This window comes from Thalassotalea piscium (assembly GCF_030295935.1).
Taxonomy (GTDB): Bacteria; Pseudomonadota; Gammaproteobacteria; order Enterobacterales; family Alteromonadaceae; genus Thalassotalea_B; species Thalassotalea_B piscium.
On sequence record NZ_AP027362.1, the window covers coordinates 682,372 to 707,535 of the forward strand.

The 25,164-nt window shown below is 37.7% G+C and carries 19 protein-coding genes; 6 read left to right on the forward strand and 13 right to left on the reverse strand.

Features of this window, described 5'->3' with window-relative positions:
* Positions 1-16: 16 nt before the first annotated feature.
* The 5 genes from pstA (at position 17) to QUD79_RS02935 (ending at position 5,340) form a co-directional block, all read left to right on the forward strand.
* Complete coding sequence (pstA, locus tag QUD79_RS02915; RefSeq protein WP_184424357.1) at positions 17-1,654, forward strand: phosphate ABC transporter permease PstA; 1,638 nt, start codon at positions 17-19, stop codon at positions 1,652-1,654.
* Between the two features lie 57 nt (positions 1,655-1,711).
* Entirely contained in the window at positions 1,712-2,536 is an 825-nt protein-coding gene (pstB, locus tag QUD79_RS02920) for a phosphate ABC transporter ATP-binding protein PstB (RefSeq protein WP_184424356.1), read from the forward strand.
* Positions 2,537-2,563: 27 nt separating this feature from the next.
* Positions 2,564-3,268 (forward strand): phosphate signaling complex protein PhoU, encoded by a 705-nt coding sequence (gene phoU / locus QUD79_RS02925; protein ID WP_184424355.1) that lies wholly within the window; start codon positions 2,564-2,566, stop codon positions 3,266-3,268.
* Positions 3,269-3,384: 116 nt separating this feature from the next.
* Positions 3,385-4,065 carry a TIGR00153 family protein gene (locus tag QUD79_RS02930; protein ID WP_184424354.1) on the forward strand — a complete coding sequence of 227 codons (681 nt, stop codon included), beginning with the start codon at positions 3,385-3,387 and terminating at the stop codon, positions 4,063-4,065.
* 9 nt (positions 4,066-4,074) lie between these two features.
* Complete coding sequence (locus tag QUD79_RS02935) at positions 4,075-5,340, forward strand: inorganic phosphate transporter (protein ID WP_184424353.1); 1,266 nt, start codon at positions 4,075-4,077, stop codon at positions 5,338-5,340.
* Between the two features lie 152 nt (positions 5,341-5,492).
* Here QUD79_RS02935 and QUD79_RS02940 read toward each other — a convergent pair whose 3' ends face one another.
* The 6 genes from QUD79_RS02940 to QUD79_RS02965 all read right to left on the reverse strand — a co-directional run bounded on the left by QUD79_RS02940 (position 5,493) and on the right by QUD79_RS02965 (position 12,331).
* Positions 5,493-5,774 (reverse strand): peptidylprolyl isomerase, encoded by a 282-nt coding sequence (locus tag QUD79_RS02940; RefSeq protein WP_184424352.1) that lies wholly within the window; start codon positions 5,772-5,774, stop codon positions 5,493-5,495.
* A gap of 996 nt (positions 5,775-6,770) precedes the next feature.
* On the reverse strand, positions 6,771-7,178 hold the full coding sequence (locus tag QUD79_RS02945; protein WP_184424351.1) for a hypothetical protein: 408 nt from the start codon (positions 7,176-7,178) through the stop codon (positions 6,771-6,773).
* A 314-nt stretch (positions 7,179-7,492) separates the two neighbouring features.
* On the reverse strand, positions 7,493-9,670 hold the full coding sequence (locus QUD79_RS02950; RefSeq protein ID WP_184424350.1) for a malate synthase G: 2,178 nt from the start codon (positions 9,668-9,670) through the stop codon (positions 7,493-7,495).
* 598 nt (positions 9,671-10,268) lie between these two features.
* On the reverse strand, positions 10,269-10,973 hold the full coding sequence (locus tag QUD79_RS02955; RefSeq protein ID WP_184424349.1) for an LrgB family protein: 705 nt from the start codon (positions 10,971-10,973) through the stop codon (positions 10,269-10,271).
* Positions 10,974-10,993: 20 nt separating this feature from the next.
* Positions 10,994-11,380, reverse strand: a complete 387-nt coding sequence (locus tag QUD79_RS02960) for a CidA/LrgA family protein (RefSeq protein WP_184424348.1) — start codon at positions 11,378-11,380, stop codon at positions 10,994-10,996.
* 12 nt (positions 11,381-11,392) lie between these two features.
* Positions 11,393-12,331 (reverse strand): LysR family transcriptional regulator, encoded by a 939-nt coding sequence (locus tag QUD79_RS02965; RefSeq protein ID WP_184424347.1) that lies wholly within the window; start codon positions 12,329-12,331, stop codon positions 11,393-11,395.
* A 319-nt stretch (positions 12,332-12,650) separates the two neighbouring features.
* On the opposite strand from QUD79_RS02965, the gene QUD79_RS02970 reads away from it, so the two are divergent.
* Positions 12,651-14,249 carry an isocitrate lyase gene (locus QUD79_RS02970; protein WP_184424346.1) on the forward strand — a complete coding sequence of 533 codons (1,599 nt, stop codon included), beginning with the start codon at positions 12,651-12,653 and terminating at the stop codon, positions 14,247-14,249.
* 162 nt (positions 14,250-14,411) lie between these two features.
* Here the strand turns inward: QUD79_RS02970 and QUD79_RS02975 are convergent, their stop codons facing one another.
* The 7 genes from QUD79_RS02975 to tkt all read right to left on the reverse strand — a co-directional run bounded on the left by QUD79_RS02975 (position 14,412) and on the right by tkt (position 24,875).
* Positions 14,412-16,499: a prolyl oligopeptidase family serine peptidase gene (locus tag QUD79_RS02975; protein ID WP_184424345.1), complete on the reverse strand. Its 2,088-nt coding sequence runs from the start codon at positions 16,497-16,499 to the stop codon at positions 14,412-14,414.
* Positions 16,500-16,670: 171 nt separating this feature from the next.
* Positions 16,671-17,441: a DUF481 domain-containing protein gene (locus tag QUD79_RS02980; protein ID WP_184424344.1), complete on the reverse strand. Its 771-nt coding sequence runs from the start codon at positions 17,439-17,441 to the stop codon at positions 16,671-16,673.
* Positions 17,431-18,261, reverse strand: coding sequence for a mechanosensitive ion channel domain-containing protein (locus tag QUD79_RS02985; RefSeq protein ID WP_184424343.1), 831 nt, complete (start codon positions 18,259-18,261; stop codon positions 17,431-17,433). Before QUD79_RS02985 ends, QUD79_RS02980 begins: the two co-directional genes overlap by 11 nt.
* A gap of 125 nt (positions 18,262-18,386) precedes the next feature.
* Complete coding sequence (gene fba / locus QUD79_RS02990) at positions 18,387-19,451, reverse strand: class II fructose-bisphosphate aldolase (protein WP_184424342.1); 1,065 nt, start codon at positions 19,449-19,451, stop codon at positions 18,387-18,389.
* Between the two features lie 552 nt (positions 19,452-20,003).
* On the reverse strand, positions 20,004-21,179 hold the full coding sequence (locus QUD79_RS02995; RefSeq protein ID WP_184424341.1) for a phosphoglycerate kinase: 1,176 nt from the start codon (positions 21,177-21,179) through the stop codon (positions 20,004-20,006).
* A gap of 618 nt (positions 21,180-21,797) precedes the next feature.
* Positions 21,798-22,814 carry an erythrose-4-phosphate dehydrogenase gene (epd, locus tag QUD79_RS03000; RefSeq protein ID WP_184426146.1) on the reverse strand — a complete coding sequence of 339 codons (1,017 nt, stop codon included), beginning with the start codon at positions 22,812-22,814 and terminating at the stop codon, positions 21,798-21,800.
* A 75-nt stretch (positions 22,815-22,889) separates the two neighbouring features.
* Complete coding sequence (gene tkt / locus QUD79_RS03005; RefSeq protein ID WP_184426144.1) at positions 22,890-24,875, reverse strand: transketolase; 1,986 nt, start codon at positions 24,873-24,875, stop codon at positions 22,890-22,892.
* Positions 24,876-25,164: the final 289 nt, after the last annotated feature.

Here is a 25,164-nt window from a genome sequence, read left to right on the forward strand (position 1 = left end):
GTTGAGGAACTAAAGAATGAATAAGTGGTTTAAATCTGGTTCCCCGTGGATTTGGTTGTCGGCAGGTGGTGTTAGCATTAGTTTGATATCTGTCTTAGGCTTACTATGGTTAATTGCGTCAAGAGGGCTTTCTTACTTTTGGCCTGCCGATCTTTATCAATTTGAAATGGTTGATCAAGCTGGCAACCCTTCAACGGTAATTGGTGAAGTATACGATCGTGAGAAAGTTCCTACGAAACAATTATCACATCTTAACCTTAAACTTGAGCCTACTCAGGAAACTATTGAACGTTACCTAGTTAAAACAGGTAACCGTGAGCTGGTAAGTTTAGATTTTCGTTGGTTACTAGCCCCTCAAATAACCAATATTTCTACCCCAGAAAACCTAGTAGTTATAGAACGAAGAACTAATGGTAACTTTTATGGTGTTATTGAACAGCTGATATTAGAGGGCAAAGCGGTTTCACTCAATAACATGGACAAAGCGCTTGAAAGAGTTAATGAGTTTCAAAGCCAAATAGATTCGTTACAAAAAGTAGATATTGGCGCCATTAATTATCAACTTGAGCGCTTGAGATTAAAAGAACGTAAACATCGCTTGCAAAACACTTTAACTGATGAAGTGGCAAGCGACATTAACCAGCAAGTTCAAACATTACAGCAAGAGTATCAATTATTAGAAACACGCTTAATGTCACTGCGCGATAACATAGCTAGAGATCAGTTAATCGTAAAGGCGATGGATAATTCGTTAGTGACAATTAATTTTGAAGATATTTTACAGATTAACTTTAATAATCAAATGAATGTTATTGATAAGCTGAAATTGTTTTTTGTTCAAATAGCAAACTTTGTTACCGAAGACCCGCGTGAAGCCAATACGGAAGGTGGCGTGTTTCCGGCTATTTTCGGCACAGTGCTAATGGTCTTGTTGATGACAATTATTGTTTCACCCTTAGGTGTTGTTGCTGCTATTTATCTACATGAATATGCGGGCAATAACGGCTTAACAAAGTTGTTACGTATCGCGGTCATTAATTTAGCAGGTGTGCCTTCAATTGTTTATGGTGTGTTTGGTTTAGGATTTTTTGTCTATATGGTTGGCGGAAGTTTAGATCAATTGTTTTATCCAGAAACATTACCTAGTCCAACATTTGGAACACCAGGCGTTATGTGGTCAGCATTAACGCTCGCAATACTAACTTTACCTGTGGTTATTGTTTCTACTGAAGAAGGGTTATCGCGTATTCCGTCATCAATGCGCCATGGCAGTTTAGCCCTTGGAGCTACTAAAGCTGAAACCTTATGGCGGATTATTTTACCCATTGCTAGCCCCGCAATTATGACGGGCATTATTTTAGCGATTGCACGCGCTGCTGGTGAAGTAGCCCCATTAATGTTGGTTGGGGTTGTGAAAATGGCCCCTAACCTTCCGTTAGATGGCAACTTTCCATTTCTACATTTAGACCGAAAATTTATGCATTTAGGTTTTCATATCTATGATGTTGGTTTTCAAAGCCCTAATGTTGAAGCAGCTAGACCATTGGTGTATGCAACCGCATTATTATTAGTCACTATAATTGTTGCATTAAACATGACGGCTGTTTCAATTAGAAACCGTTTAAGAGAAAAATACCGCACGTTAGAGCATTAATTGATTAAATGCTTTAACTAAACGAGCTAAATAAAATTAAGTGTAAAAGAGAATGTTATGATTTCTGTTAGTCCTAAAACGATTTTACAGCCAGATATACCGTTAGATTTAAATAATATGACACCTGAGCAGGTTGCATTAACTATTAATAATTTAAATTTATATTATGGCGACAAACAAGCATTACAAAATATATCAATGTCGATACCTAAAGGGCAGGTCACGGCGTTCATCGGGCCAAGTGGTTGTGGTAAATCTACCTTACTGCGATGTATTAATCGCATGAATGATTTAGTTGATATTTGCCGAATAGAAGGCGAAGTAAATCTTAATGGTGAAAATATTTATGGAAAACATGTCGATGTAGCCGCACTTCGTCGTAAAGTTGGGATGGTGTTTCAAAGGCCAAATCCATTTCCTAAAAGTATTTATGAGAATGTTATTTATGGGCTGCGTATTACTGGGGTAAATAATCGCAGAGTTTTAGATGAAGCGGTAGAAAACTCTTTGCGTAGCGCGGCACTGTGGAATGAAGTAAAAGACCGCTTACACGAAAGTGCGCTAGGCTTATCAGGTGGGCAGCAACAAAGGTTAGTGATTGCGCGTGCTATCGCGATATCGCCCGAGGTACTGTTACTTGATGAACCTACCTCTGCATTAGACCCTATTTCGACACTGACTATTGAAGAGCTGATTAACGATCTTAAAAAGCAGTTTACCGTAGTTATTGTTACTCATAACATGCAACAAGCTGCGCGAGTGTCTGATCAAACGGCATTTATGTATATGGGAGACTTAATAGAGTACAGCGATACTAATACTTTATTTACCAACCCAACTAAAAAACAAACGGAAGACTATATTACTGGCCGTTATGGTTAAGTTGGCGATTAAAAGTAGGAGAACATAATGGACAATTTAAATCTTGGTCGCCATATATCAGGGCAATTTAATGAAGATTTAGAACGGGTAATTAACCATGTTATGCAAATGGGGGGGTTAGTTGAAAAGCAGTTATCAGAGGCTTTGTTAGCGGTTTGTGATGCTGACCAAGATCTTGCTCGAAAAGTGCACAAGAATGACTATCAAATCAACAAACTTGAAGTGAGTATTGATGATGAATGCACTCGAATTATTGCAAAGCGTCAACCCGCAGCGGGCGATTTAAGACTGATTATGGCAATAGTGAAAACTATTGCAGATTTAGAACGTATTGGCGATGAAGTAAAAAAAATAGCGCAAGTGGCCCTAGAAAGCCTTTCTGGACAACAAAAAGACTTACTAATTAACTTGGATAACTTAGGGCGTAGAGTGCTTGAGTTTTTACAAGCAACGCTTGATGCGTTTACTCGAATGGATGCTGAAGCTGCATCAGCTATACACCAAAGTGATACTAAAATTGACCGTGAGTATGAAGCCTTAATGAGACAATTAATGACTTATATGATGGAAGAGCCACGTACTATTCCACAAGTTATGAGTGTAATTTGGTCAGCGAGGGCATTGGAAAGAATAGGGGATAGATGTCAAAATATTTGTGAATACATTATATACTTTGTTAAAGGTAAGGTTGTTCGCCATACTACTGAAGACGGTATTATAAAAACTGAGTAATATAATTTTCGTGCACTATGATAAAGTAGTGAATAAAGTCATTTTCTAATGCGGTTAAATAAGTTAATATCCGCCGCGAAAGACAATTAAGAGTTTTAACTCCTGGAAATAACACTATGGCCAGTAATTCAATTTTAGGTGTATTTGCTAAATCACCTATTAAACCATTAGAAAAACATATTCGAATGGTGAGTAAATGTTCTAAGCAGCTAGTACCATTTTTTGAGGCGGTTTACGCCAATGATTGGTCGACAGCAGGGAAAGTCAGAACAAAAATTTCAAAACTTGAACGCGATGCAGACGATTTAAAAAGACAACTACGCATGGAATTGCCCGGTGGTTTATTTATGCCTATTGATCGCACAGATATTCTTGAGCTGTTATCACAGCAAGATAAAATAGCGAACAAAGCGAAAGATATTTCAGGTCGTGTTTTAGGGCGTAACTTGGAGATCCCTGAATCATTACAAGCGCAATTTGCTATTTACTTACAACGTAATATTGATGCAATTGCTAAAGCTGCTGAAGCGATAAATGAGTTAGATGACTTATTACAAACAGGTTTCCGCGGTAGAGAAGTAAAATTAGTTGATAAAATTATCCATCAATTAGATGAAATTGAATGTGAAACTGATATTTTGCAAGTAACTATCCGTAAAGATTTACTCGCGATTGAAGATGATATGAATCCGATTGATGTGATGTTTTTATATCAAATATTTGACTGGGTCGGAGACCTTGCTGATTTAGCCGAAAGAGTCGGTGCACGATTAGAAATTTTACTGGCTAGAAAATAAGGGTAGCTCATGGAAATATTATTATCACATGGCTCAACCTTAGTCATGCTAGCCGCTGTTGTTGGCTTTTTTATGGCTTGGGGTATTGGTGCGAACGATGTTGCAAATGCGATGGGAACATCGGTTGGTTCTAAAGCACTTACTATTAAGCAAGCAATTATTATTGCTATGGTGTTTGAATTTGCTGGAGCATATTTAGCAGGTGGCGAAGTTACATCAACCATTCGAAAAGGAATAATAGACTCATCTTTCTTTATTGAAACACCGGAATTACTCGTTTTTGGAATGATCTCAGCATTATTTGCTGCAGCAACTTGGTTATTAGTTGCTTCTATATTAGGCTGGCCGGTATCGACTACACATTCAATAATTGGCGCTATTATTGGCTTTGCTGCTGTTGGCGTTAGCCCAGAAGCGGTTGAATGGGCAAAGGTTGGTGGCATAGTTGGTAGTTGGATAATTACTCCGCTAATTTCAGGTGTCATTGCTTTTTTAATTTTTAATAGTGCGCAAAAGCTTATTTTTGATACCGACAAACCCTTAGAAAATGCCCGACGCTATGTGCCTTTTTATATGTTCTTAGCTGGATTTATTTTATCGCTAGTAACGATCACTAAAGGCTTAAAGCACATAGGTTTAGATATTGGCACTGCTGATGGCTATATGTATGCAGTAATTATTGCTATTGCAGTAGCTGTAGTGGGTAAGTTTTTTATCAATAGGATAAAATTTGATGAGAAAGTGACTCGGTCAACCCATTACGCAAACGTAGAAAAAGTGTTTGCAATGTTAATGATAGTAACCGCATCTTGTATGGCTTTTGCCCATGGCTCAAACGATGTAGCTAATGCGATAGGGCCACTTGCTGCTGTAGCCAGTATTGTTGCTAGTGGCGGTGAAATTGTTAAACAAGCGGCTTTGGCGTGGTGGATATTGCCTTTAGGTGGTTTCGGAATTGTTGCCGGTTTAGCATTATTTGGACACAGAGTGATTGCTACAATCGGTAATGGTATAACCCACTTAACACCAAGTAGAGGCTTCGCTGCAGAATTAGCCGCGGCTTGTACGGTGGTTATCGCCTCTGGTACTGGTTTGCCTATTTCTACAACTCAAACACTTGTTGGTGCAGTATTAGGTGTTGGAATGGCGCGAGGAATTGCGGCAATAAACTTGAGCGTTGTTAGAAATATTGTCATTTCTTGGGTGATTACATTACCTGTAGGTGCTGGTTTATCTATTTTATTCTTCTGGATGATGCAAGCTATTTTTGCTTAGTTTAGATTGCTTGGGTATTAACATAAGTGTTAATACCTTGAGCGTTCATCCTGAACATATAAGGCCAATCGATTGATTGGCCTTATATTATAATCTCTGTCTCATCTTGAACATATTTTGATTAACCATTTGAGACAATACTTCCCCTACATTTAATCGTTGCGAGCAGTTACTTCAATTAAGTGGAAGCCAAATTGTGTTTTTACCGGGCCTTGAACAGTGTTTACTGGTGCAGTAAACACTACATCTTCAAACTCTTTTACCATTTGCCCTTTACCAAAAGACCCCAAAGCGCCACCTTGCGACTTTGAAGGGCAGTTTGAATGCGCTTCTGCCACTTTCGCGAAATCATTACCGCTTTCAATTTCAGATTTAAGTGCTAAACACTGTGCTTCTGAATCTACTAGTATGTGTCGTGCTGATGCTGTAACCATAAGTTAATTTACTTCTCTGTAAGACGTGTTGAACTTTAATGTACAAATTTTGTACACATTAAACGTGATAACTTGAGGCGTGTTGAACGAAGTATCGCTACATTCCCTAAATTAATCACACTTAACATTAACTCATTTTGTTTAAATTTTGAATTAAATAAAAATAAATATAAATTAAAATGAACTTTGTTGCCCAGTCGCACTCTTACTATACGATAGACTATTATTTCCCTTAGTGTTTCATGTTTTATAATGCGTTTACTTGAATTCAGGTAAACGCTTTTTTTTGCCTAAATTTTATTATATGCACTGTCCATATAGCACTCTAGAGATCTTTTTCTTATACGGACTGGTATTATTCTTATATTCTCTCTTTATTTGATTTACTGCTTTTCATTGCATCTTTCACTTAGCAAAACTGGGTAACTTTTTTAATATCGCCATGCAGCTCTGAGCGGTTACACAGTTCAATAAAGTGGTATAATTCATGTAAAAATAAAGCTAACTGCTAAGGATAAGTTGTGTCAGAGAAAGTGACTAATACCAATCTCACTAACTATGTGATCATTTCTACTGGCTAAAACAGTCAACTACTGCGTTATTTATTTTATAATTATCGCTACATGGATGTAGCTTATGTGGACAATGCAGGAGCATTATTGTCCTGAACAACTAGTTATGAAAATAAATGCCTTGTATTTGACTGTTTTCACTGCGTATACAATAGATCACTTAATTAATGAAACTGGTATAAGTTTGTATTTGAAAAACAAAATAAAAATAGTGTTCGTTATCAAGAAGTACCTGAGAATGGAATGCCTCCAATTTTAGGGACTATATATGTGCAAAAGTGGTTTGCTGGCGATAAAAAGAATATTGAGTTATCAATTAAGACAACCGATTAATTTCTGGTAACTGAGATTAACTTTATCGCGCTAATCTTTACCATTACAGTGTTTAAGTACTAAGGGGATTGCTAAAATGTGATAATAGCAACTATGAGGTTTTAACCGAAAGTACTTTAATAGCTTCTTTGTCTTCTCTTTTGTCTTCTAAATTTAACTTTTGCTCATGGGTTGAAAAGTAAGACAATAATACCTGCAACTTATCATTAAATAGAGCGGTTAACTCATATATTTCATTAGCTTTTTTACTCGGGCAAGTATGCTTATCAATGCTGTAATGTTGTGACTTGTCAGATATAGCCGATATTAACGTATTGGGTAGCTCTGCATTGCTACCTTCGCCTTTAAGCTGTGGTAACGTAAAAAAGATCATGATTTGCGATTTTTGCTGAACTAGCACTTGATCATCTTGAATGCTTGCAGCCTTTGCGTTAAAGAAAGCAAAGCTCGCCAATACGATAATATTGGTTAATAAAACTAATTTTATAAATAATTTCATTGAGCAATTTCCTTTTAAAGCACCTATTTAAATAATGACTAGAGTAACAACCGATAATAATTATTTACATAATACAGCTTGATTATAGCATTACTGTAATTTGTAACCTAGATAATTACTAGTTGCTTAGGATAAACAGCATGTATTACACGGCTATTAACGTTTTTTGAAGGTTTGAAGTATAAAATAAATGCTTACTTAGGTAAATAACCTTAGCACTGTAGGTTAGGGTGCTAAGCTAGAGCCAGTTGAACTTAAAGTGACAACAGGCTCTACTAACCTAGTTTGAAATACAGTCGTATTAATTTAGGAAGTTAAGACCCATTTTTTGCTTTATGCTGTATTCGATATTGATGTAACAAAGGCTCTGTATAACCACTTGGTTGCTCACATCCCTTAAACACTAAATCGCACGCCGCTTGAAAAGCAATATTGTTATCAAAATCTTTAGACATTGGGCAATATAAACTGTCATTTTGGTTTTGTTGATCAACAATCGTAGCCATTTTCTTCATGCTACTTAGTACCTGCGCTTTTGTGCAGATGCCATGTTTAAGCCAGTTTGCAATGTGTTGACTAGAAATACGCAAAGTGGCGCGATCTTCCATCAGTCCTACATCGTTTATATCAGGCACTTTTGAGCAACCAATACCTTGATCAATCCAACGAACTACATACCCCAAAATACCTTGTGCATTATTGTCTAATTCATTAGTAATTTCTTCTGTGCTCCAGTTGGTTTTGTCGGCTAATGGAATAGTAAGAATATCATCGAGGCTTGCTGGTTCTCTGGTGGCTAACTTTTGTTGTAAGCTAAGTACATGGGTTTGGTGATAATGAATAGCGTGTAATGTAGCTGCCGTTGGTGAAGGTACCCAAGCAGTATTTGCACCCGCTTGCACATGGTTAATTTTATTGGCTAGCATATTCGACATTTGATCAGGAATAGGCCACATACCTTTGCCTATTTGGGCTTTACCACTAAAGCCGCAAGCTAAGCCAATATCAACATTATTATCTTCATAAGCGCTGATCCAAGGAGTGAACTTAATATCTGCTTTTCTCGCCATCACACCAGCATTCATTGAAGTATGTATTTCATCGCCTGTTCGGTCTAAAAATCCGGTGTTGATAAAGACCACTCTTGCTTTAGCGGCATGTATGCAGTTTTTTAAATTTACGCTTGTACGGCGCTCTTCATCCATAATACCCATCTTTATTGTGTTTTCAGGTAAATGTAGAAGTTGCTCAACCCTTGAAAATAGAAGATCAGCAAATGCGACTTCTGCAGAGCCATGCATCTTTGGCTTTACAATATATATTGAACGAGTGCGGCTATTAGGCTTTTGGCTATAGCCCTTTACATCATGAAGTGCGATTAGTGATGTCATCACAGCATCAATAATTCCTTCAGGTGCAGCTTTTCCTTGTTGAGTTAATACCGCATCATTTGTCATTAAGTGACCAACGTTACGCACAAACATAACACTTCGGCCGGGTAACGTTGCAGGCGAACCATTAATAGTTTGATAACTTTTGTCGTTTGCCATTGAACGGATATATGTTTTTTCACCTTTACTAATTCTTTCGGTCAGTGTGCCTGTATTAAGCCCAAGCCAGTTTCGGTAGGCGATAACCTTATCACTTGCATCAACAGCGGCAACTGAGTCCTCACAGTCCATAATTGTGGTGAGTGCCGACTCAAGCATAACATCGCTTACTCCTGCTTTATCGCTTTTTGCTATAGGGTTCTTGGCATCGAAACATAACTCGAGGTGAAGTTGATTGTTTTCAAAAATTATAGAGTCAGGTCTTTGTGCTTCGCCGGTATAGCCGATACATTGCTTCGGTTTTGCTAAAGAGTGAGTCTCGTTATTTAATAATGTAACTGCTAACTTACCATCTTTTATTTCATATTTTTTGACCTGATGATGACTACCCTCAGAAAGTGGGATTGCTTGGTCAAGAATATCTCGTGCAAACGCGATAACTTTATTGCCTCTAATAGGGTTATATTCTGGTGTTTTTTCAGCCCCATCTTTATCACTAATAGCGTCAGTACCGTAAAGCGCATCATATAAACTGCCCCACCTAGCATTAACTGCATTTAAAGCAAAACGTGCGTTCATTATAGGAACCACAAGCTGTGGCCCTGCCATTGTCGCTAATTCTGCATCAACGTTATTGGTTGATATTGTAAAGTCATCAACAACAGGCTCTAAATACCCTATTGCTGTTAAAAATGTTTTATATTCTGAAAAATTAAACAGTTCACCTTGGTGTTGGTCATGCCATTGGTCAATTTTATGCTGTAAATTTTCACGCTTAGCCAATAACGCTTCGTTAGTTACACTTAGCTGATTGATAATGTCAGAAAAGCCTTGCCAAAATTGATCACTGTTGAGCTTGAGTGTTGGCATAACTTCTTTTTCAACGAAGTTATATAAACATTCAGCTACTTGTATTTGCCCAATATTAATTCTGTTTGTCATGAGGTCTCCGAAGAATGTATGTTGTTATGAAAGCTTTTATGTAAAAGCACACCTGATTACTAATCGATTAAATGAAATGTAAGTGTAATTGCCTAATGCTGCAATAGCACAATATTGACTGTTTAGTTCTTGCTGTACTTGTCTGATTAGCTTGTTGGTTTAACTTGTTGATATAGTGGTAATTTTAAAGGTGTGCAATGCATTAGGTTATATTATTGTATTAATCGATATACATCATTCATTTGGTGAATGATTGTTTTTATATTTTTAATGTTTATGAATGCCTATAAACTTACAATATATGCACTACCTCACTTCGCTACAATTACAACATTATTAAGTAACCAGAACTCGGGTTAAGCAAAGTTACTCAGTAAGCTATTTTTGAGCCTATCTACGTTGAATTTGTTGCCAATAGCCCGCTATTGGATCAAAAAATTCGCCTTGATATTCACAAAACTATCAATACTGAGAAATAAAGGTTAGCTTTTTAAACAGTGAATAAAATTAAACTAATTAAAAAAAACAATGTTTTATGTGAGAAAATCAACATTCATTAACCCGAGTTCAGGTTAAGTAATTGTATTATCGCGTTTAATTACTGTACTAAGCTGATCATGATCGGCATTAGTATTGGGCTGATAGCAGCAGTAATAGCAGCTGATAATATTAATGCTAATGAGCCATAAGCCGCGTGTTGATAACTAATTTGACTAATTGTGGCGGTTCCCAGGGCATGACTTGCCGTTCCTATAGCAATTCCTTGCGCATTAGCAGAGGTCACTCCGAGAAAGCTTAACCATGGTATCCCCCATATCGCACCAATTAAGCCGGCGATAATTATAGTAAATGCGGTTACTGCGATATTGCCATGAAACTGCTCAGTAATGGCAAGAGCGATAGGCGTAGTAATTGACTTTAACGCAAGTGAAACAGCAACTTCTTGCTCTGCTATTATTAACCATGTTAACGCAAAGCTGCTGGTAATGGCGATGACTGCGGCAAATACTAATAATAATGTAATTGCTTTCCACTGGCGTTTCATTGAATGTAAGTGCTGATAAAGCGGAAACCCTAATGTTACCACTGATAGCTCTAATAAAAAGTTAAAAGGGTCGCTATTATCATCATAAAAACTGTAGTTAATATCAAAAACGTAAAGGCATAAAATAATAAATAGTACAGTTAACAACATTGGGTTAAGCCATATTTTATTTAGCTTAATTTGTAATTGAGCAAATCCTTGGTAAGCTAATATGGTTAAGCTACAGGTGAGCAATATCGTAAGAAGATCTGTTAGCACTGGCCATTATTCCTTAAGGTTTATTCGGTATTATCTTTTAAAGTGCTATTTTCATAGCGTTGATAAAATACACCAACGAAAGTAAGTAATAAAAAGGTGGTGATAAAGGTAATTACTACAATGGCGAAGCCGTGCGTTTTAATAAGATCACCGTGCTCAATAATGCCGACTCCTGCAGGTATAAAACAAACCGCCATATTACGGATAGCCCAAGTTGCAAAAAGCTTAAATTTTACCGGGCTTATCCACTGTAATTGTAATGCTGTTGTTAGTACTGCCATGCCATACAAGCTTGGCGGAAGTCCACCAATTAAAAAGTTTATCCCGTAGCCACCCGCAAGACAAATAAGCAGCATTACTATGGCATATAGCACATCTTTAAGCTGGTTTTTATTCGCATATTTCATTATGTAGAACGCTTATTGGCTTTCTTTTGCAGCTTCAATAACAAGCTGCCTAAACCAAATATGGCTAGCGTCGTGGTGAAGTAAAGGGCTCCAAATCATTTTTAATTCTATATCTGGGATCTCAAAAGGTGGCTTTAAAATTGTATAGTTAGCATCGTTTTTATGGAGTAATGCAGCCTTAGTAGGCAAAGTTGCTATCAGTGCATCCTCGTATGCTAGCTGCATTGCTACATGGTAGTTACGAGTAAACACTTTAATATCACGCTTTTTACCGATTCTAGCAAGCGCCTCATCAACCCAACCAAGCTTTTGAACATCTTTAGGATCCATTCCAACACCCACCCCAAAACCTGTTTTTGACACCCAAACATGCTTTGACGCTAAGTAGGAAGTTAAATTAAAATCGGAAACTATATCGTTTTCAGTGCTAAGTAAGCATGAAAAAGTGTCTCGCCAAATAGTTTTTTGATGAAAAGACTGTGGTAGTTCATCGAAGCGGTTAATCGCCATATCGATCTTTCCGGCTTCAACATCATGAAAAGTCACATCACTAGGCGTCATAAAATCAATAGTTATATTTGGTGCAAGTTGATTTATTTTGCGCAATAAACTTGGAAATAATGTTGAGGCTGCATAATCACTTGCCATTATACGAAAAACGCGTTGGCTATTTTTTTCATTAAACTCTTCTTCACCTTGAAGTGCCTCTTCAAGTTCTAATAATATTTTTCTGATCACTGGAGCTAAAGCGCGAGCACGTTCCGTTGGCACCATACCGTCTGAGGTACGCACTAATATAGGATCCCCAAAAAGGGTTCGTAATCGTTTCAACCCATTACTCATTGCTGGCTGAGTAATATTTAAGCGACTTGCAGCGCGAGTCACATTTTTCTCGCGTAAAAGAACATCAAGATAGATAAGCAGGTTTAAATCAATTTTAGATATATTCATGTTATTAATAGCCAATATAAAAAATATAACTTAACTATATGTCATGACTTATACGTGAAAGCAAGTCGCTTTTCGCAGAAAAAAACAATATAAGTGTAATTACTCTAAGTGTGAAACTGGTACTAATTACGATTTAATCATTGATTAGTATAGTTAATATGCAAGTTGTTGAGCAAATCAATCACCTTTATTTATATTGTGAATGGTAGTGATAAACAATATATATTTCATAAATACCTAAATGATAGTCTACTATTTTGTTATCTGATTTGTTTACTTACAAGTCGAATTACATAACTAACTGCTGGAGAGCCAAGCTATGAGTAACTACCGCCAAGAAATAGATGCGTTATCAACACAACTTAAAACAAAAAATAACTGGCAGGCAATTAATGCCGAATCAGTTGCTCGTATGCGTTTGCAAAACCAATTTAAAACAGGGTTAGATATTGCCAAATATACTGCTGCTATAATGCGTAAAGATATGGACGCGTATGATAATGACCCAACTAAATATACACAATCTCTAGGTTGTTGGCATGGATTTATTGGCCAACAAAAAATGATTTCAATTAAAAAACATTTTCAAAACACTGATCGCCGCTATTTATACCTTTCGGGTTGGATGGTTGCAGCACTTCGCTCAGAGTTTGGCCCATTACCCGACCAATCCATGCATGAAAAAACCTCAGTTGCTAGCTTGATTGCCGAATTATATACCTTCCTACGTCAAGCAGATGCGCGTGAACTTGGCGACTTTTTCCGTGAGTTAGATGCTGCCAATGAAGCCGGAGACACAGCAAAAGCTAAAGAAGTACAAGCAAAAATTGATGGCCATATTACTCATGTTGTGCCAATTATTGCTGATATTGATGCTGGTTTTGGTAATGCAGAAGCTACCTATTTGATGGCTAAGCAAATGATTGAGGCGGGTGCTTGTTGTATTCAAATCGAGAACCAAGTATCTGACGAAAAACAATGTGGTCACCAAGATGGTAAAGTAACAGTGCCACATGAAGACTTTTTAGCTAAAATTAATGCCGTTCGATATGCATTTATGGAACTGGGTGTAGACGATGGTGTTATTGTTGCACGTACCGATTCTTTAGGTGCGGGTTTAACTAAACAAATTGCGGTCACTAAAACACCTGGTGATTTAGGTGACCAATACAATTCATTCTTAGATTGTGAAGAAGTGTTGCCTGAGAACCTTAATAACGGTGATGTAGTATTAAACCGAGACGGCAAACTGGTTCGCCCTAAACGTTTACCGAGTAATCTGTTCCAATTTAAAGCAGGAACAGGAGAGGCGCGTTGTATTCTTGATAGTATTACTTCACTTCAAAATGGTGCAGACTTAATCTGGATTGAAACAGAGAAGCCTCATATTGGTCAAATTGGCGCAATGGTAGATGCTATCCGTAAAGAAGTGCCTAATGCCAAGCTAGTTTATAACAATTCTCCGTCATTTAACTGGACGCTTAACTTCCGTCAGCAAGTGTTTGATGCAATGCAAGAAGAAGGTAAAGATGTTTCAGCTTATGACAGAGATCGTTTGATGAGTGCTGAATATGACGAAACTGAGTTAGCAGTAACTGCAGATGAAAAAATTCGTACCTTCCAAGCTGACGCAGCGGTAGGTGCTGGTATATTCCATCATTTAATTACGTTACCAACATACCATACTGCTGCATTATCAACTGATAACTTAGCTAAAGAATACTTTGGCGACCAAGGTATGCTTGGTTATGTATTAGGCGTGCAACGTAAAGAGATTCGTCAAGGTATTGCGTGTGTTAAACATCAGAATATGGCAGGCTCAGATTTAGGTGACGACCATAAAGAATACTTTGCTGGTGAAGCTGCGCTTAAAGCGGGCGGTAAAGACAATACGATGAATCAGTTTGCTAATATCTAACCTCTGACTTAGTCTACAACTCTAGAATAGCAGTGTTCCCACTGTGTTTATTTAAAAAGCCAACTAACCTAGCGGTTAGTTGGCTTTTTTTATTTTCGTCTCAATTTAAATCTTAAATCTTACTAACGATGAGATCATTGCTACTGGTTAAGTAGGCTCTCACTAATTACTTAACTGTTGTAATAAATAAATGTAATTCATTGCTGCAATTTCAGCAGACTGATTAATATCTGCAGCACCGGCATGCCCGCCTTCAATATTTTCATAATATAAAACGTCGTAGCCCATGTTTTCCATTTTAGCGACCATTTTTCTGGCGTGTGCAGGATGTACTCGGTCATCTCTTGTTGAACTTGTAAAGAATACTTTAGGGTAAGGTTGAGCACGCTTAACATTTTGGTAAGGCGAATATTCTTTGATATATGCCCATTCACTCTCAATGTCAGGATTCCCGTATTCCCCCATCCAACTAGCACCTGCTAATAACTTATTAAAGCGCTTCATATCTAACAGTGGTACCTGACATATAACAGCGCTGTATAAATCTGGGCGACGGGTAAAGGCAGCACCTACAAGTAAGCCGCCATTACTTCCTCCTTGAATACCTAAGTGTTTGCTTGAAGTGATTTTTTTTGCGATAAGATCTTCAGCAATAGCTTCAAAGTCTTCGTAAGCACGGTGTCTGTTCTCTTTTAACGCGGCTTGATGCCACCTTGGGCCATATTCACCGCCACCGCGGATATTTGCTAGTACATAAACACCGCCTTGCGCTAACCAATTTTGTCCGACAGATTCAGAGTAAAAAGGTGCTAAACTTACTTCAAAACCACCATACCCGTAGAGTAACGTGGGATTTTTACCATTCTTAATGAGCTTTTTGTTGCTCACAACAAAGTAAGGTACTTGTGTACCATCTTTTGAGGTCGCCATATATTGTTCAAATTTGTATTTAGACGTGTCAAATTTAGGTGGCTTAGATTTAAGTAAAGTAATCGCCAGTGTTTGAGCATTCACTTGGTTAACACCTGAAGGTGTTAAAAAATCGGTATAAGATGCGAAAAAGTCATCACTTTCTCTATTGATACTATAGGCACTAATAGAGCCACTGGTAGGGAATTCAAATAAATGCTCTTGCCAGATATTATTTTTATCTAAATGATATCTAACCAGTTTGTTTTTTACATTGTCGAGCCAATTTATAATAATATAAGACTTCGACATAGCGAAAGATGCAATTGAAGTGGTTGCACTTGGCTGAACAAAGGTCAAAAGATCAAAGTCGTTTTTAATGAAGTCTGAAAAATTAGCGTATACCACACTACCTTGAGCATAAGTATTTCCATTGATTGTCCAATCACTTTTTAGTTCAATAAAAATATTACCTTGGTAAACTCCTTGTAAACTAGCATCAGCAGGCATAGCGAGTTTTATTTTTTTACCTTGGTCATAAAGGTATATTGTACGTGTATAAAAAGTATTACTTTCATAAATAAAATGGTGTTTGTTATCACCATCTCGCGCTGTATAACCGCCACTACTAACGGAAGTTTTATTCCCTTCAAATAATAAACTTGCTTGCGTTAATTTTGTACCTCGTTGCCACAGTTTTACTTTTCGTGGATAGCCTGAATCTGTCATGCTATCGCCATCGTTAAAGTCGGTGGCAACCCAAATAGTATCTGTGTTGTACCAACTAACACTGTTCTTAGCTTCAGGTAGGAAAAAACCATCGGCGATAAACTCTTTAGTATCTAAATTAAACTCGCGTACTTGGGTTGCATCTGCACCACCTCGTGAAAGTGAAACTAAGCACCGCTTATAATCAGGGTAGAGACAGCTCATTCCTTTATAAACCCAATTAACACCTTCTTTTTTACTCAAGTCATCAATGTCTAACACAGTTTCCCATTGTGGATCGTCTTTTTTATATTCGGCAAGCGTTGTACGTCGATAAAGCCCTCTAACATGGGTTTCGTCTTTCCAAAAATTATAATAGTAATCCCCTTGTTTAAATACACCAGGGATACGCTCCTTATCTTTATATTGAGATAAAATATTATTCTTAAGTAAATTGAATTTAGGATGTGCTTTGAATGTTTTTAAGGCTTTTTCATTTTTCTTTTTTACCCAAGAAAGTTGTTTTTCTCCTTCTACATCTTCTAGCCATATAAAAGGGTCTTCTGTCGCATTTGTTTGAAACAAAACAAAGAGCATACTCAGCGTAGCGAGTAGCGTTAAATTGATTTTCATATATTTCCTATAGTGTTTGTTAAAGCGGTATAAAACTTACTGACAAGCTAATTAAAATTCATTACGGTGTCAAAAAAAGTTAATTAATGATGGAATAAAAACGATAAAAGCCGATTAACGTGTGTTAATCGGCTTTTATCGGCAAAACTTTCGTCTATTACAAATAGCTCATTAAAAACTATATACTAAGGTAATTGCTGTTTGCGTATCTGTTTTATCACGACCTTCATCAACTTCTGTGTTGTGATCAACTTTAAATGAAAATTTTAACTGTAGTGTTTGAATTAACTTAGTGGTAATAGACGACTCTGCTCTATAGCGGCTGCTTTCACCACTTTCTGGTGCATACTTAACGGTAAGTGATTGTTTAAAATCTACATGTTCATTAATTTTACGCAAGTATAAGGCTTGTGCTTGCACAATAAAGGCAGTATTGGTTTCACTTGGCTTTGAATCTGTAGCCATAGTAACATCACGCTTGTAACCAGGGCCAATATCAGCAAAGAATGAAGCAACTTCAGTTTTATACCATTCACGACCCCAACCAGCTGAAATAGTACTTTGGTTTTCAAAGCCGCTAAAACGACTGTCTTCATAGTAAACATCGCCATAAACATAACTTTTAGAGGTTTTATCTAAAGTGTAGTTAGTTTTTGATTCGGCTACCCACTTTTGGTCAGTCGTTTTTAGGTGGCTATTGCCATTGTCATCTTCAACATCCGTTTTTCTAATTAAAAGATCGAGGGCTAAGGTTGAACGCCATAAATCTTTTTCATACTTTAAATCATAACCGGCTTTAACGTCGGCACTTTTGCTGTTACCGGTTTTATATAAAAAGCCAAGTTCGGCTGATGAGGTAAGTGCTGGCTTTTCTTTAACTTCTTCAGCAACACTGAACATTGGCGCACAACATAGTGCTAATAAAGTTATATTACGATTCATTTGAATTCTCTTGATTTACATGTACAGACATTTGTGGGAATGGTATTTCAATACCTGCATTATCTAGCTCTACTTTAATTGTTTCTAATAGCGCGTAATACACTGGCCAATAGTCAGATGTTTTCACCCATGGTCGAACAACAAAATTTACTGAACTGTCTGCCAATTCACTTACGCCAACAGTTATAGCTTGGTCTTTGAGTACCAGCTCATGTGAGCTAGCTACTCTAGTTAATATTTCTTTTGTTTGGGCTAAATCGGCACTGTATCCAACGCCTATAACTAAATCGATACGTCGCATAGGTTTGGCTGAAAAGTTAATAATATTACTGCTAGTAATACGACCATTTGGAATAATAACGGCTTTATTATCACCCGTTCTCAACTTTGTAGCAAAAATATTTATTTCTTCTACGATGCCTGATGTGCCTGAAACGTCAATAAAGTCACCAGATTTAAATGGCTTTAGCGTGATTAATAAAATACCTGATGCAAAGTTTGAGAGTGAACCTTGCAGGGCTAAACCAATAGCTAAACCAGCGGCACCTACAATAGCAACAAGTGATGAAGTATTAAAACCTAGATGCGAGATTGCAACGATAAAGGTGATAATAATAAATATGCCATAAACTAAACTACCAATAAAGCTAACGACAGTTTTGTCGAATTCTTTTTTTGTTAATAATTTTTTGATGGTTTTACTGATAACTTTAGCAATAATTTTACCAACAAATAATATCGCTAATGCAACTACAAACTTAATTCCATAATTAATAATTAAGTCTTGGTTTGCTATCAACCAATCGGTGACTTGTTCCATTGAGAGAGCTCCTATTTTTTGAATCGAGAATTATAGTAAAAAACGGTAATGAAACCTATTACTATTACCCCATATTTTAAAAAAAAGAGCCGTAGCTCTTTTTTATTTGTAAATATGTACAAAAATTATTTTACTACTGCGCGTAGTTCACCTTTTTCATACATTTGAAACATAGCTTCAAGTGAAATCGGTTTAATTTTACTTGCGTTCCCTGCAGCATCAAATGCTTCGTAACGCGCTTTACAAATATCGTACATTGCTTTTGTAGAAGCTTGTAGAAATTTCCTTGGATCAAATTCACTTGGATTTTGGGCTAAAAAGCGACGCACAGCACCTGTAGAAGCTAAACGAAGGTCTGTATCTATGTTGATTTTACGAACGCCATTTTTAATGCCTTCTTGAATTTGCTCAACAGGAACTCCGTAAGTTTCAGGGATTTTTCCGCCAAATTCATTAATAATTGCTAACCAATCTTGTGGTACAGAAGATGAACCATGCATTACTAAGTGTGTGTTAGGTATACGGGCATGAATTGCTTTTATACGATCAATTGCAAGAATATCCCCTGTTGGTGGGCGGGTAAACTTGTAAGCGCCATGTGAAGTACCACAAGCAATTGCTAAAGCATCTACTTGAGTTTTATTTACAAAGTCAGCGGCTTCTTCTGGATCTGTTAATAACTGCTCTGCAGTTAAAACGCCCTCAGCACCTACACCATCTTCTTCACCAGCCATACCTGTTTCTAATGATCCTAAACAGCCTAGCTCACCTTCAACTGATACTCCGCAGGCATGTGCCATTTCAACAGTACGTTGAGTCACATCTACATTGTACTCGTAACTTGAAGGTGTTTTACCATCAGACATTAATGAGCCATCCATCATTACCGATGAAAACCCTAATTGGATTGAGCGTTGGCACACTGCTGGTGATGTACCATGGTCTTGATGCATAACAACAGGAATATCTGGGAACTCTTCAATTGCGGCTAGTATTAAATGACGTAAAAATGGTGCTCCTGCATAACTTCTTGCGCCAGCTGAAGCTTGTAAAATAACAGGGCTGTCAGTGTCACTTGCCGCCAACATAATGGCTCGTACTTGCTCTAAATTATTAACGTTAAAAGCAGGGATCCCATATCCATGCTCTGCGGCGTGATCTAGCATTTGGCGCATAGAAATTAAAGCCATGATGTACTCCTGAGGTTGCGTTTAATACAATATTCGATGTTATACCAATCTTACTAACTATGTGCTTATTTCTACAGGCTAAAACAGTCAACTACTGCGTTATTTATTTAATAATTAGAACAACTAGTTATGAAAATAAACACTTTGTATTTGACTGTGTTTCCTGCGTATAAAGTTGATAGCATAATTAATGAAACAGGTATTATTTATCTTTCAAAGTGAAACTATTTGGTTTCGTAACGTAATTATATCAGAAAAAAAATAGCCTTTGCACTCAGATTTTTATTTTACTTTCAGTAATGATGTTTCGTTGATGGCTACTCATAGGTACAAGTCATTGTTTATTCATAACGTTATCGTTAATGAGATATAAATTGAGTGACTTTAAGCAGGGGAGGTTAATGCCTTGTCATCTTTTAAAACGAAACTAAAAGTTAGCCAATATTTACACGGTCTGATAGCTTTATTAACTTTTACAAGCTCTGACATAAATACGCTATATTAAAAGATTGCAGGAACAGTTAGCCAAAATAACCATTCCTGCATGCGTTGCTATTTCTTGGCGCGTTGCTCTAAAATTTCTACCGCCGGTAATTTTTTGCCTTCTAAAAACTCTAGAAAAGCACCACCACCAGTTGAAATATAAGACACTTTATCTGCAATGTTATACTTATCGACCGCTGCTAAGGTATCACCACCGCCCGCAATTGAAAAAGCAGCACTTTGAGCAATAGCAAAAGAAATAACCTCGGTACCCTTTGCAAAAGCGCCCATTTCAAATACACCTACTGGCCCATTCCATAAAATAGTACCGGCAGACTTTACTATTTCAGCAACTTTTTCTGCTGTTTTAGGACCAAAATCAATAATATTATCGTTTGAATTTATATCGGTCAAGGCTTTAACCTCAGTCGCTGAGTTGTGTGACCAATCGTTAAACTCATCTTGAGTTACTGTGACATCATCGGCAAAAATAACGTCAGTTTCTTTACATAAGCGTTGTGCTTCAGGGATTAAATCTTTTTCATATAAAGATTTGCCTACTTCATGACCTGCTGCAGCGACAAAAGTATTAGAGATGCCGCCACCAACAACTAGGGTGTCAACAATTTTTGATAAAGCGTCAAGAACGGTTAGTTTTGTTGATACTTTCGCACCACCAACAATGGCAACTAATGGGCGGGCAGGGTTATCGAGTGCTTTAGCTAATGCATTTAACTCTGCCGATAGTAAGGGGCCAGCACAGGCAATAGGTGCAAACTTTGCAACGCCATGAGTACTCGCTTGTGCTCGGTGTGCTGTTCCAAAGGCATCCATGACAAAAATATCACAAAGCGCAGCAAGCTTTTTAGCTAAAGCATCGTCGTTTTTCTTCTCGCCTACATTGAAACGAATATTTTCAAAAATTACTAATTCACCGGCAGCAACTTCTACGCCTTCTAAATAATCTGCGACTAGTCTGACGGGAGTATCTAATGTATCTGTAAGGTAATCAACAACAGGCTGTAATGAAAATTCGCTATTATACTCACCTTCGGTTGGTCGTCCTAAATGAGACATTACCATTACTTTTGCGCCAGCGTTTAGGGCTAACTTAATTGTTGGAAGTGCTGCCCTTAAACGTGCATCAGAGGTGATTTTTCCATTTTTGACCGGTACATTGAGATCTTCACGAATAAGCACGCGTTGATTTTTGAGTGCCAATTCAGCCATTTTTATTACAGACATTGATTTGTTCCCTGTTTTGAGTAAATAGTAAATTATTAGTATTCATAGCTTGGACTTTAAGAAAAAGCATCATATTTGCAGGTTGGGCTTTAGCCCATCAGTTACTCTCTGACTAGGATAGTTACTTGACGGCATAAATGCCGACCTATAATTAAAAATTTGATGTAATCAGGCATGACGCACTGATGGTATCTTAACGTCTAACTTATGAGTTAATGTTAACTAATAAGAGTTAAATTTTTTATATTAAAGTGTAAGTTAGGTAACAATTAGGGTCTGTTGATCTTTCATTTTAGCCTCTGCTATAGACTATTTTTTAAGATAACAAGGCAAAAATGGTGCAATGTAGTCATTCTCGGCTTTGGCATCCTGCGTCGCTCTACCTTCTGCATCCGTGCAGTCGTACTTTAACCATTTTTAACGATGTTAGGTTGAAAAATAGTCATAGCCCTTTGGGTTGCCTTGAAAAAGCGTCACTCTTTGTTACTTAATGTGCATTTGGAACAACCAAACATTACATTAAGTGCCTCGACTGTCATCTTTTTCAAATGCAACAGAGCTATAAACTGAAAGATCAACAGACCCTAGTTTAAAAAATTAAATATTTTATCGCCTTAGTTAGTCTAATAACTGTGCCATTGTTTTTGCTGTGTCTATCATGCGATTAGCAAAGCCCCACTCGTTATCGCACCAGATCAGCATTTTAACTAGGCGCTTATGGCTCACTCTTGTTTGATTCCCGTCAACAATACAAGAATGAGGGTCATGGTTAAAGTCGATTGAAACTAATGGTTCCTCGCTGTAACAAAGAATACCTTGTAGGCCATTATTTTTCGCTGCGACTATGGCGTTGTTAATTGCTTTAATATCTACATCACTACTAACGGTTAAGCTTAAGTCCATTGCCGTTACATTCACAGTAGGTACCCGTACCGCGATAGCTTCAAAGCGCCCTGAAAACTTAGGTAATATTCTTTCAATGCCAGCAGCAAGCTTTGTATCTACTGGAATAATTGATTGGCTTGCAGCACGTGAACGTCGAAGATCAGGGTGATAAGCATCAATCACTTGTTGGTCATGCATTGATGAATGTATGGTAGTAATTGTGCCACTTTCAACGCCAAAAGCATCATCAATGACTTTTATTACCGGCACAATACAGTTGGTTGTGCATGAGCCATTACTTACTACATTATCATTTGGGGTTAAGGTGTGTTCATTAACACCAAAAATTATGGTTGCGTCAACGTCTTGATCGCCTGGGTGCGAAAGTAATACTTTTTTTGCCCCTTGTTGAATGTGGATCATTGCTTCGGCATTGCTACCAAACTTTCCAGTGCAATCAAGCACAATATCTACATTATGTGCTTGCCAAGGTAATTGTGATAACTGCTCACAATGACTTAAGGCTACTTTATCATTAGCAATAATTAACGTTTCGTTATCAAGCTGTACATCAAATGAAAAGCGCCCATGGGTAGTGTCATACTTTAGTAAGTGAGCGATCCCTTTTGGATCGGCAATTTCATTGATAGCCACTAATTTTAGGTGGCTTAATTGATCATTTTCATAGAGTGCTCGGGCAACACTTCGACCAATACGACCAAACCCATTAATGGCAATGTTTACAGGCATATGACTACTTATAATGTTGAGATATATTATTGAATTGAAGCGCCACTTAATTAAATTAAGTGGCGCTGTATCGCGTTAGTTTAAGCTATTAACGGTTGCAACAACGTTGTCTACTGTGAAACCAAAATGTTCGAGTAAAACGTTACCAGGCGCAGATTCGCCAAACGTTGTCATGCCAACTACTTTGCCATTTAAGCCAACGTATTTGTACCAAAAATCTGTGTGTGCAGCTTCAATAGCTACTCGTTTAGTAACTGAAGCAGGTAATACAGATTCTTTATATTGAGCATCTTGCTGATCAAAAATATTGGTTGAAGGCATAGAAACTACACGCACTTTGTTTCCTAAGCTTTCTGCAGCTTTTAAAGCGAGTGATACTTCTGAACCGGTCGCAATTAAAATAACCTCTGGTGTACCTTCGCTTTCTTTCAGGATGTAGCCACCTTTTTCAATGAGTCCAACCTGCGCTTCATTGCGATCTAGAGCTGGCAAACCTTGGCGAGAAAATATTAAAGAAGTAGGTGCTTTTTGGCGTTCAACAGCATTTTTCCAAGCAACCGCTGACTCTGTTGCGTCGGCTGGACGCCACGTTACCATATTTGGTGTGGTGCGCAAGTTTGTTAATTGCTCAATAGGTTGGTGGGTTGGGCCATCTTCGCCTTGTCCAATAGAGTCGTGAGTATAAACAAAAATGTTTTGAATCCCCATAAGTGCCGACATGCGTACCGCATTACGTGCATACTCCATAAACATCATGAAAGTTGCGCCATAATTAATGAAGCCACCATGTAAAGAAATGCCATTCATAATGCCACTCATACCAAATTCACGTACACCGTAGAAGATATAGTTGCCGGCAGCATCGTCTTGAATACCCCTTGAGCCCGACCATAACGTTAAGTTAGAACCCGCTAAATCGGCTGAACCGCCCAATAATTCAGGTAAAATAGTACCGAAAGCTTCAATCGTATTTTGTGATGCTTTACGAGAAGCTATGTTATCGCCTTTTGCTTGGCACTCTTGAATGTACGCATTAGCTCTTTCTTCAAATTCAGCAGGTAAATCGCCTTTAATTACTCTACGCTCATACTCTGCTGCTAATGCTGGGTGGGCTGCTTGGTAAGCGGCAAACTTTTCCTTCCAGCTCACTTGGCTTGCTTGACCTTTTTCTTTTTGATCCCACTCGTTGTATATATCGCTAGGGATTTCAAATGGAGCATGTGGCCAATTTAAAAATTCACGAGTTGCGGCTATTTCGTCATCACCAAGTGGTGCGCCATGGCAATCATGTGTGCCTGACTTATTTGGAGAGCCAAATCCAATAACTGTTTTGCAGCAAATCATGGTTGGCTTGTCTGTTACCAACTTTGCTTGTGCAATTGCAGCGCTGATAGCGGCTGAGTCATGGCCATCAACATTACTAATGACATGCCAACCATAAGAAGCGAATCGAGCAGGAGTATCATCAGTAAACCAACCTTCAACATTTCCGTCTATTGAAATACCGTTATCATCCCAAAATGCAATTAGTTTACCTAACCCTAATGTACCAGCTAATGAACAGGCTTCATGCGAAATACCTTCCATTAAACAACCGTCGCCTAAAAAGCAATAAGTGAAATGGTCAACAATATTATGGTCTTCACGGTTAAACTGAGCAGCCAATGTTTTTTCAGCAATTGCCATTCCGACTGCGTTAGAAATTCCAGCGCCTAATGGCCCGGTAGTAGTTTCTACACCCGGAGTATAGCCATACTCAGGATGGCCTGGTGTTTTTGAGTGTAATTGACGGAAGTTTTTAAGTTCGTTTATTGGTAGGTCATAGCCAGTTAAATGTAAAAGTGAATAGATCAACATTGAACCATGGCCGTTCGAGAGAATAAACCGATCGCGATCTACCCAGTTTGGATCAGTAGGATTGTGTTTTAAGAAATCTCTCCAGAGAACTTCTGCAATATCGGCCATTCCCATTGGGGCTCCAGGGTGACCAGATTTTGCTTTTTGAACAGCATCCATACTTAAAACACGAATAGCATTGGCGAGTTGTTGACGCGACGGCATAATAGCTCCAGTAAATTTGTACTTGTCTTGAGGGCGTAAATTGTGCTTATTTTCGCCTAGCGCATGCTGAACTGCAAATGTTATTACGCTATTTATTATACTTTTCTCATTTTTTAACCAAATACAAACTTCATAGGTTGGTGGTGTTGAGCTTTTTTGTATGTTTTTTCAGCTGTTATTTACAAGCTTTAAGCATGGTTTATACGAAAGAGTACAACGTTATTTTTTAGTTAACCTGAACTCGGGTTAATGAATGTTGATTTTCTCACATAAAACATTATTTTTTAAT

What these genes read in the sequence shown, in the direction of transcription:
- pstA (WP_184424357.1), top strand. Translation starts at nt 17, where the DNA reads ATGAATAAGTGGTTTAAATCTGGTTCCCCGTGGATTTGGTTGTCGGCA.
- pstB (WP_184424356.1), top strand. Translation starts at nt 1,712, where the DNA reads ATGATTTCTGTTAGTCCTAAAACGATTTTACAGCCAGATATACCGTTA.
- phoU (WP_184424355.1), top strand. Translation starts at nt 2,564, where the DNA reads ATGGACAATTTAAATCTTGGTCGCCATATATCAGGGCAATTTAATGAA.
- QUD79_RS02930 (WP_184424354.1), top strand. Translation starts at nt 3,385, where the DNA reads ATGGCCAGTAATTCAATTTTAGGTGTATTTGCTAAATCACCTATTAAA.
- QUD79_RS02935 (WP_184424353.1), top strand. Translation starts at nt 4,075, where the DNA reads ATGGAAATATTATTATCACATGGCTCAACCTTAGTCATGCTAGCCGCT.
- QUD79_RS02940 (WP_184424352.1), bottom strand. Translation starts at nt 5,774, where the DNA reads ATGGTTACAGCATCAGCACGACACATACTAGTAGATTCAGAAGCACAG.
- QUD79_RS02945 (WP_184424351.1), bottom strand. Translation starts at nt 7,178, where the DNA reads ATGAAATTATTTATAAAATTAGTTTTATTAACCAATATTATCGTATTG.
- QUD79_RS02950 (WP_184424350.1), bottom strand. Translation starts at nt 9,670, where the DNA reads ATGACAAACAGAATTAATATTGGGCAAATACAAGTAGCTGAATGTTTA.
- QUD79_RS02960 (WP_184424348.1), bottom strand. Translation starts at nt 11,380, where the DNA reads ATGAAATATGCGAATAAAAACCAGCTTAAAGATGTGCTATATGCCATA.
- QUD79_RS02965 (WP_184424347.1), bottom strand. Translation starts at nt 12,331, where the DNA reads ATGAATATATCTAAAATTGATTTAAACCTGCTTATCTATCTTGATGTT.
- QUD79_RS02970 (WP_184424346.1), top strand. Translation starts at nt 12,651, where the DNA reads ATGAGTAACTACCGCCAAGAAATAGATGCGTTATCAACACAACTTAAA.
- QUD79_RS02975 (WP_184424345.1), bottom strand. Translation starts at nt 16,499, where the DNA reads ATGAAAATCAATTTAACGCTACTCGCTACGCTGAGTATGCTCTTTGTT.
- QUD79_RS02980 (WP_184424344.1), bottom strand. Translation starts at nt 17,441, where the DNA reads ATGAATCGTAATATAACTTTATTAGCACTATGTTGTGCGCCAATGTTC.
- QUD79_RS02985 (WP_184424343.1), bottom strand. Translation starts at nt 18,261, where the DNA reads ATGGAACAAGTCACCGATTGGTTGATAGCAAACCAAGACTTAATTATT.
- fba (WP_184424342.1), bottom strand. Translation starts at nt 19,451, where the DNA reads ATGGCTTTAATTTCTATGCGCCAAATGCTAGATCACGCCGCAGAGCAT.
- QUD79_RS02995 (WP_184424341.1), bottom strand. Translation starts at nt 21,179, where the DNA reads ATGTCTGTAATAAAAATGGCTGAATTGGCACTCAAAAATCAACGCGTG.
- epd (WP_184426146.1), bottom strand. Translation starts at nt 22,814, where the DNA reads ATGCCTGTAAACATTGCCATTAATGGGTTTGGTCGTATTGGTCGAAGT.
- tkt (WP_184426144.1), bottom strand. Translation starts at nt 24,875, where the DNA reads ATGCCGTCGCGTCAACAACTCGCCAATGCTATTCGTGTTTTAAGTATG.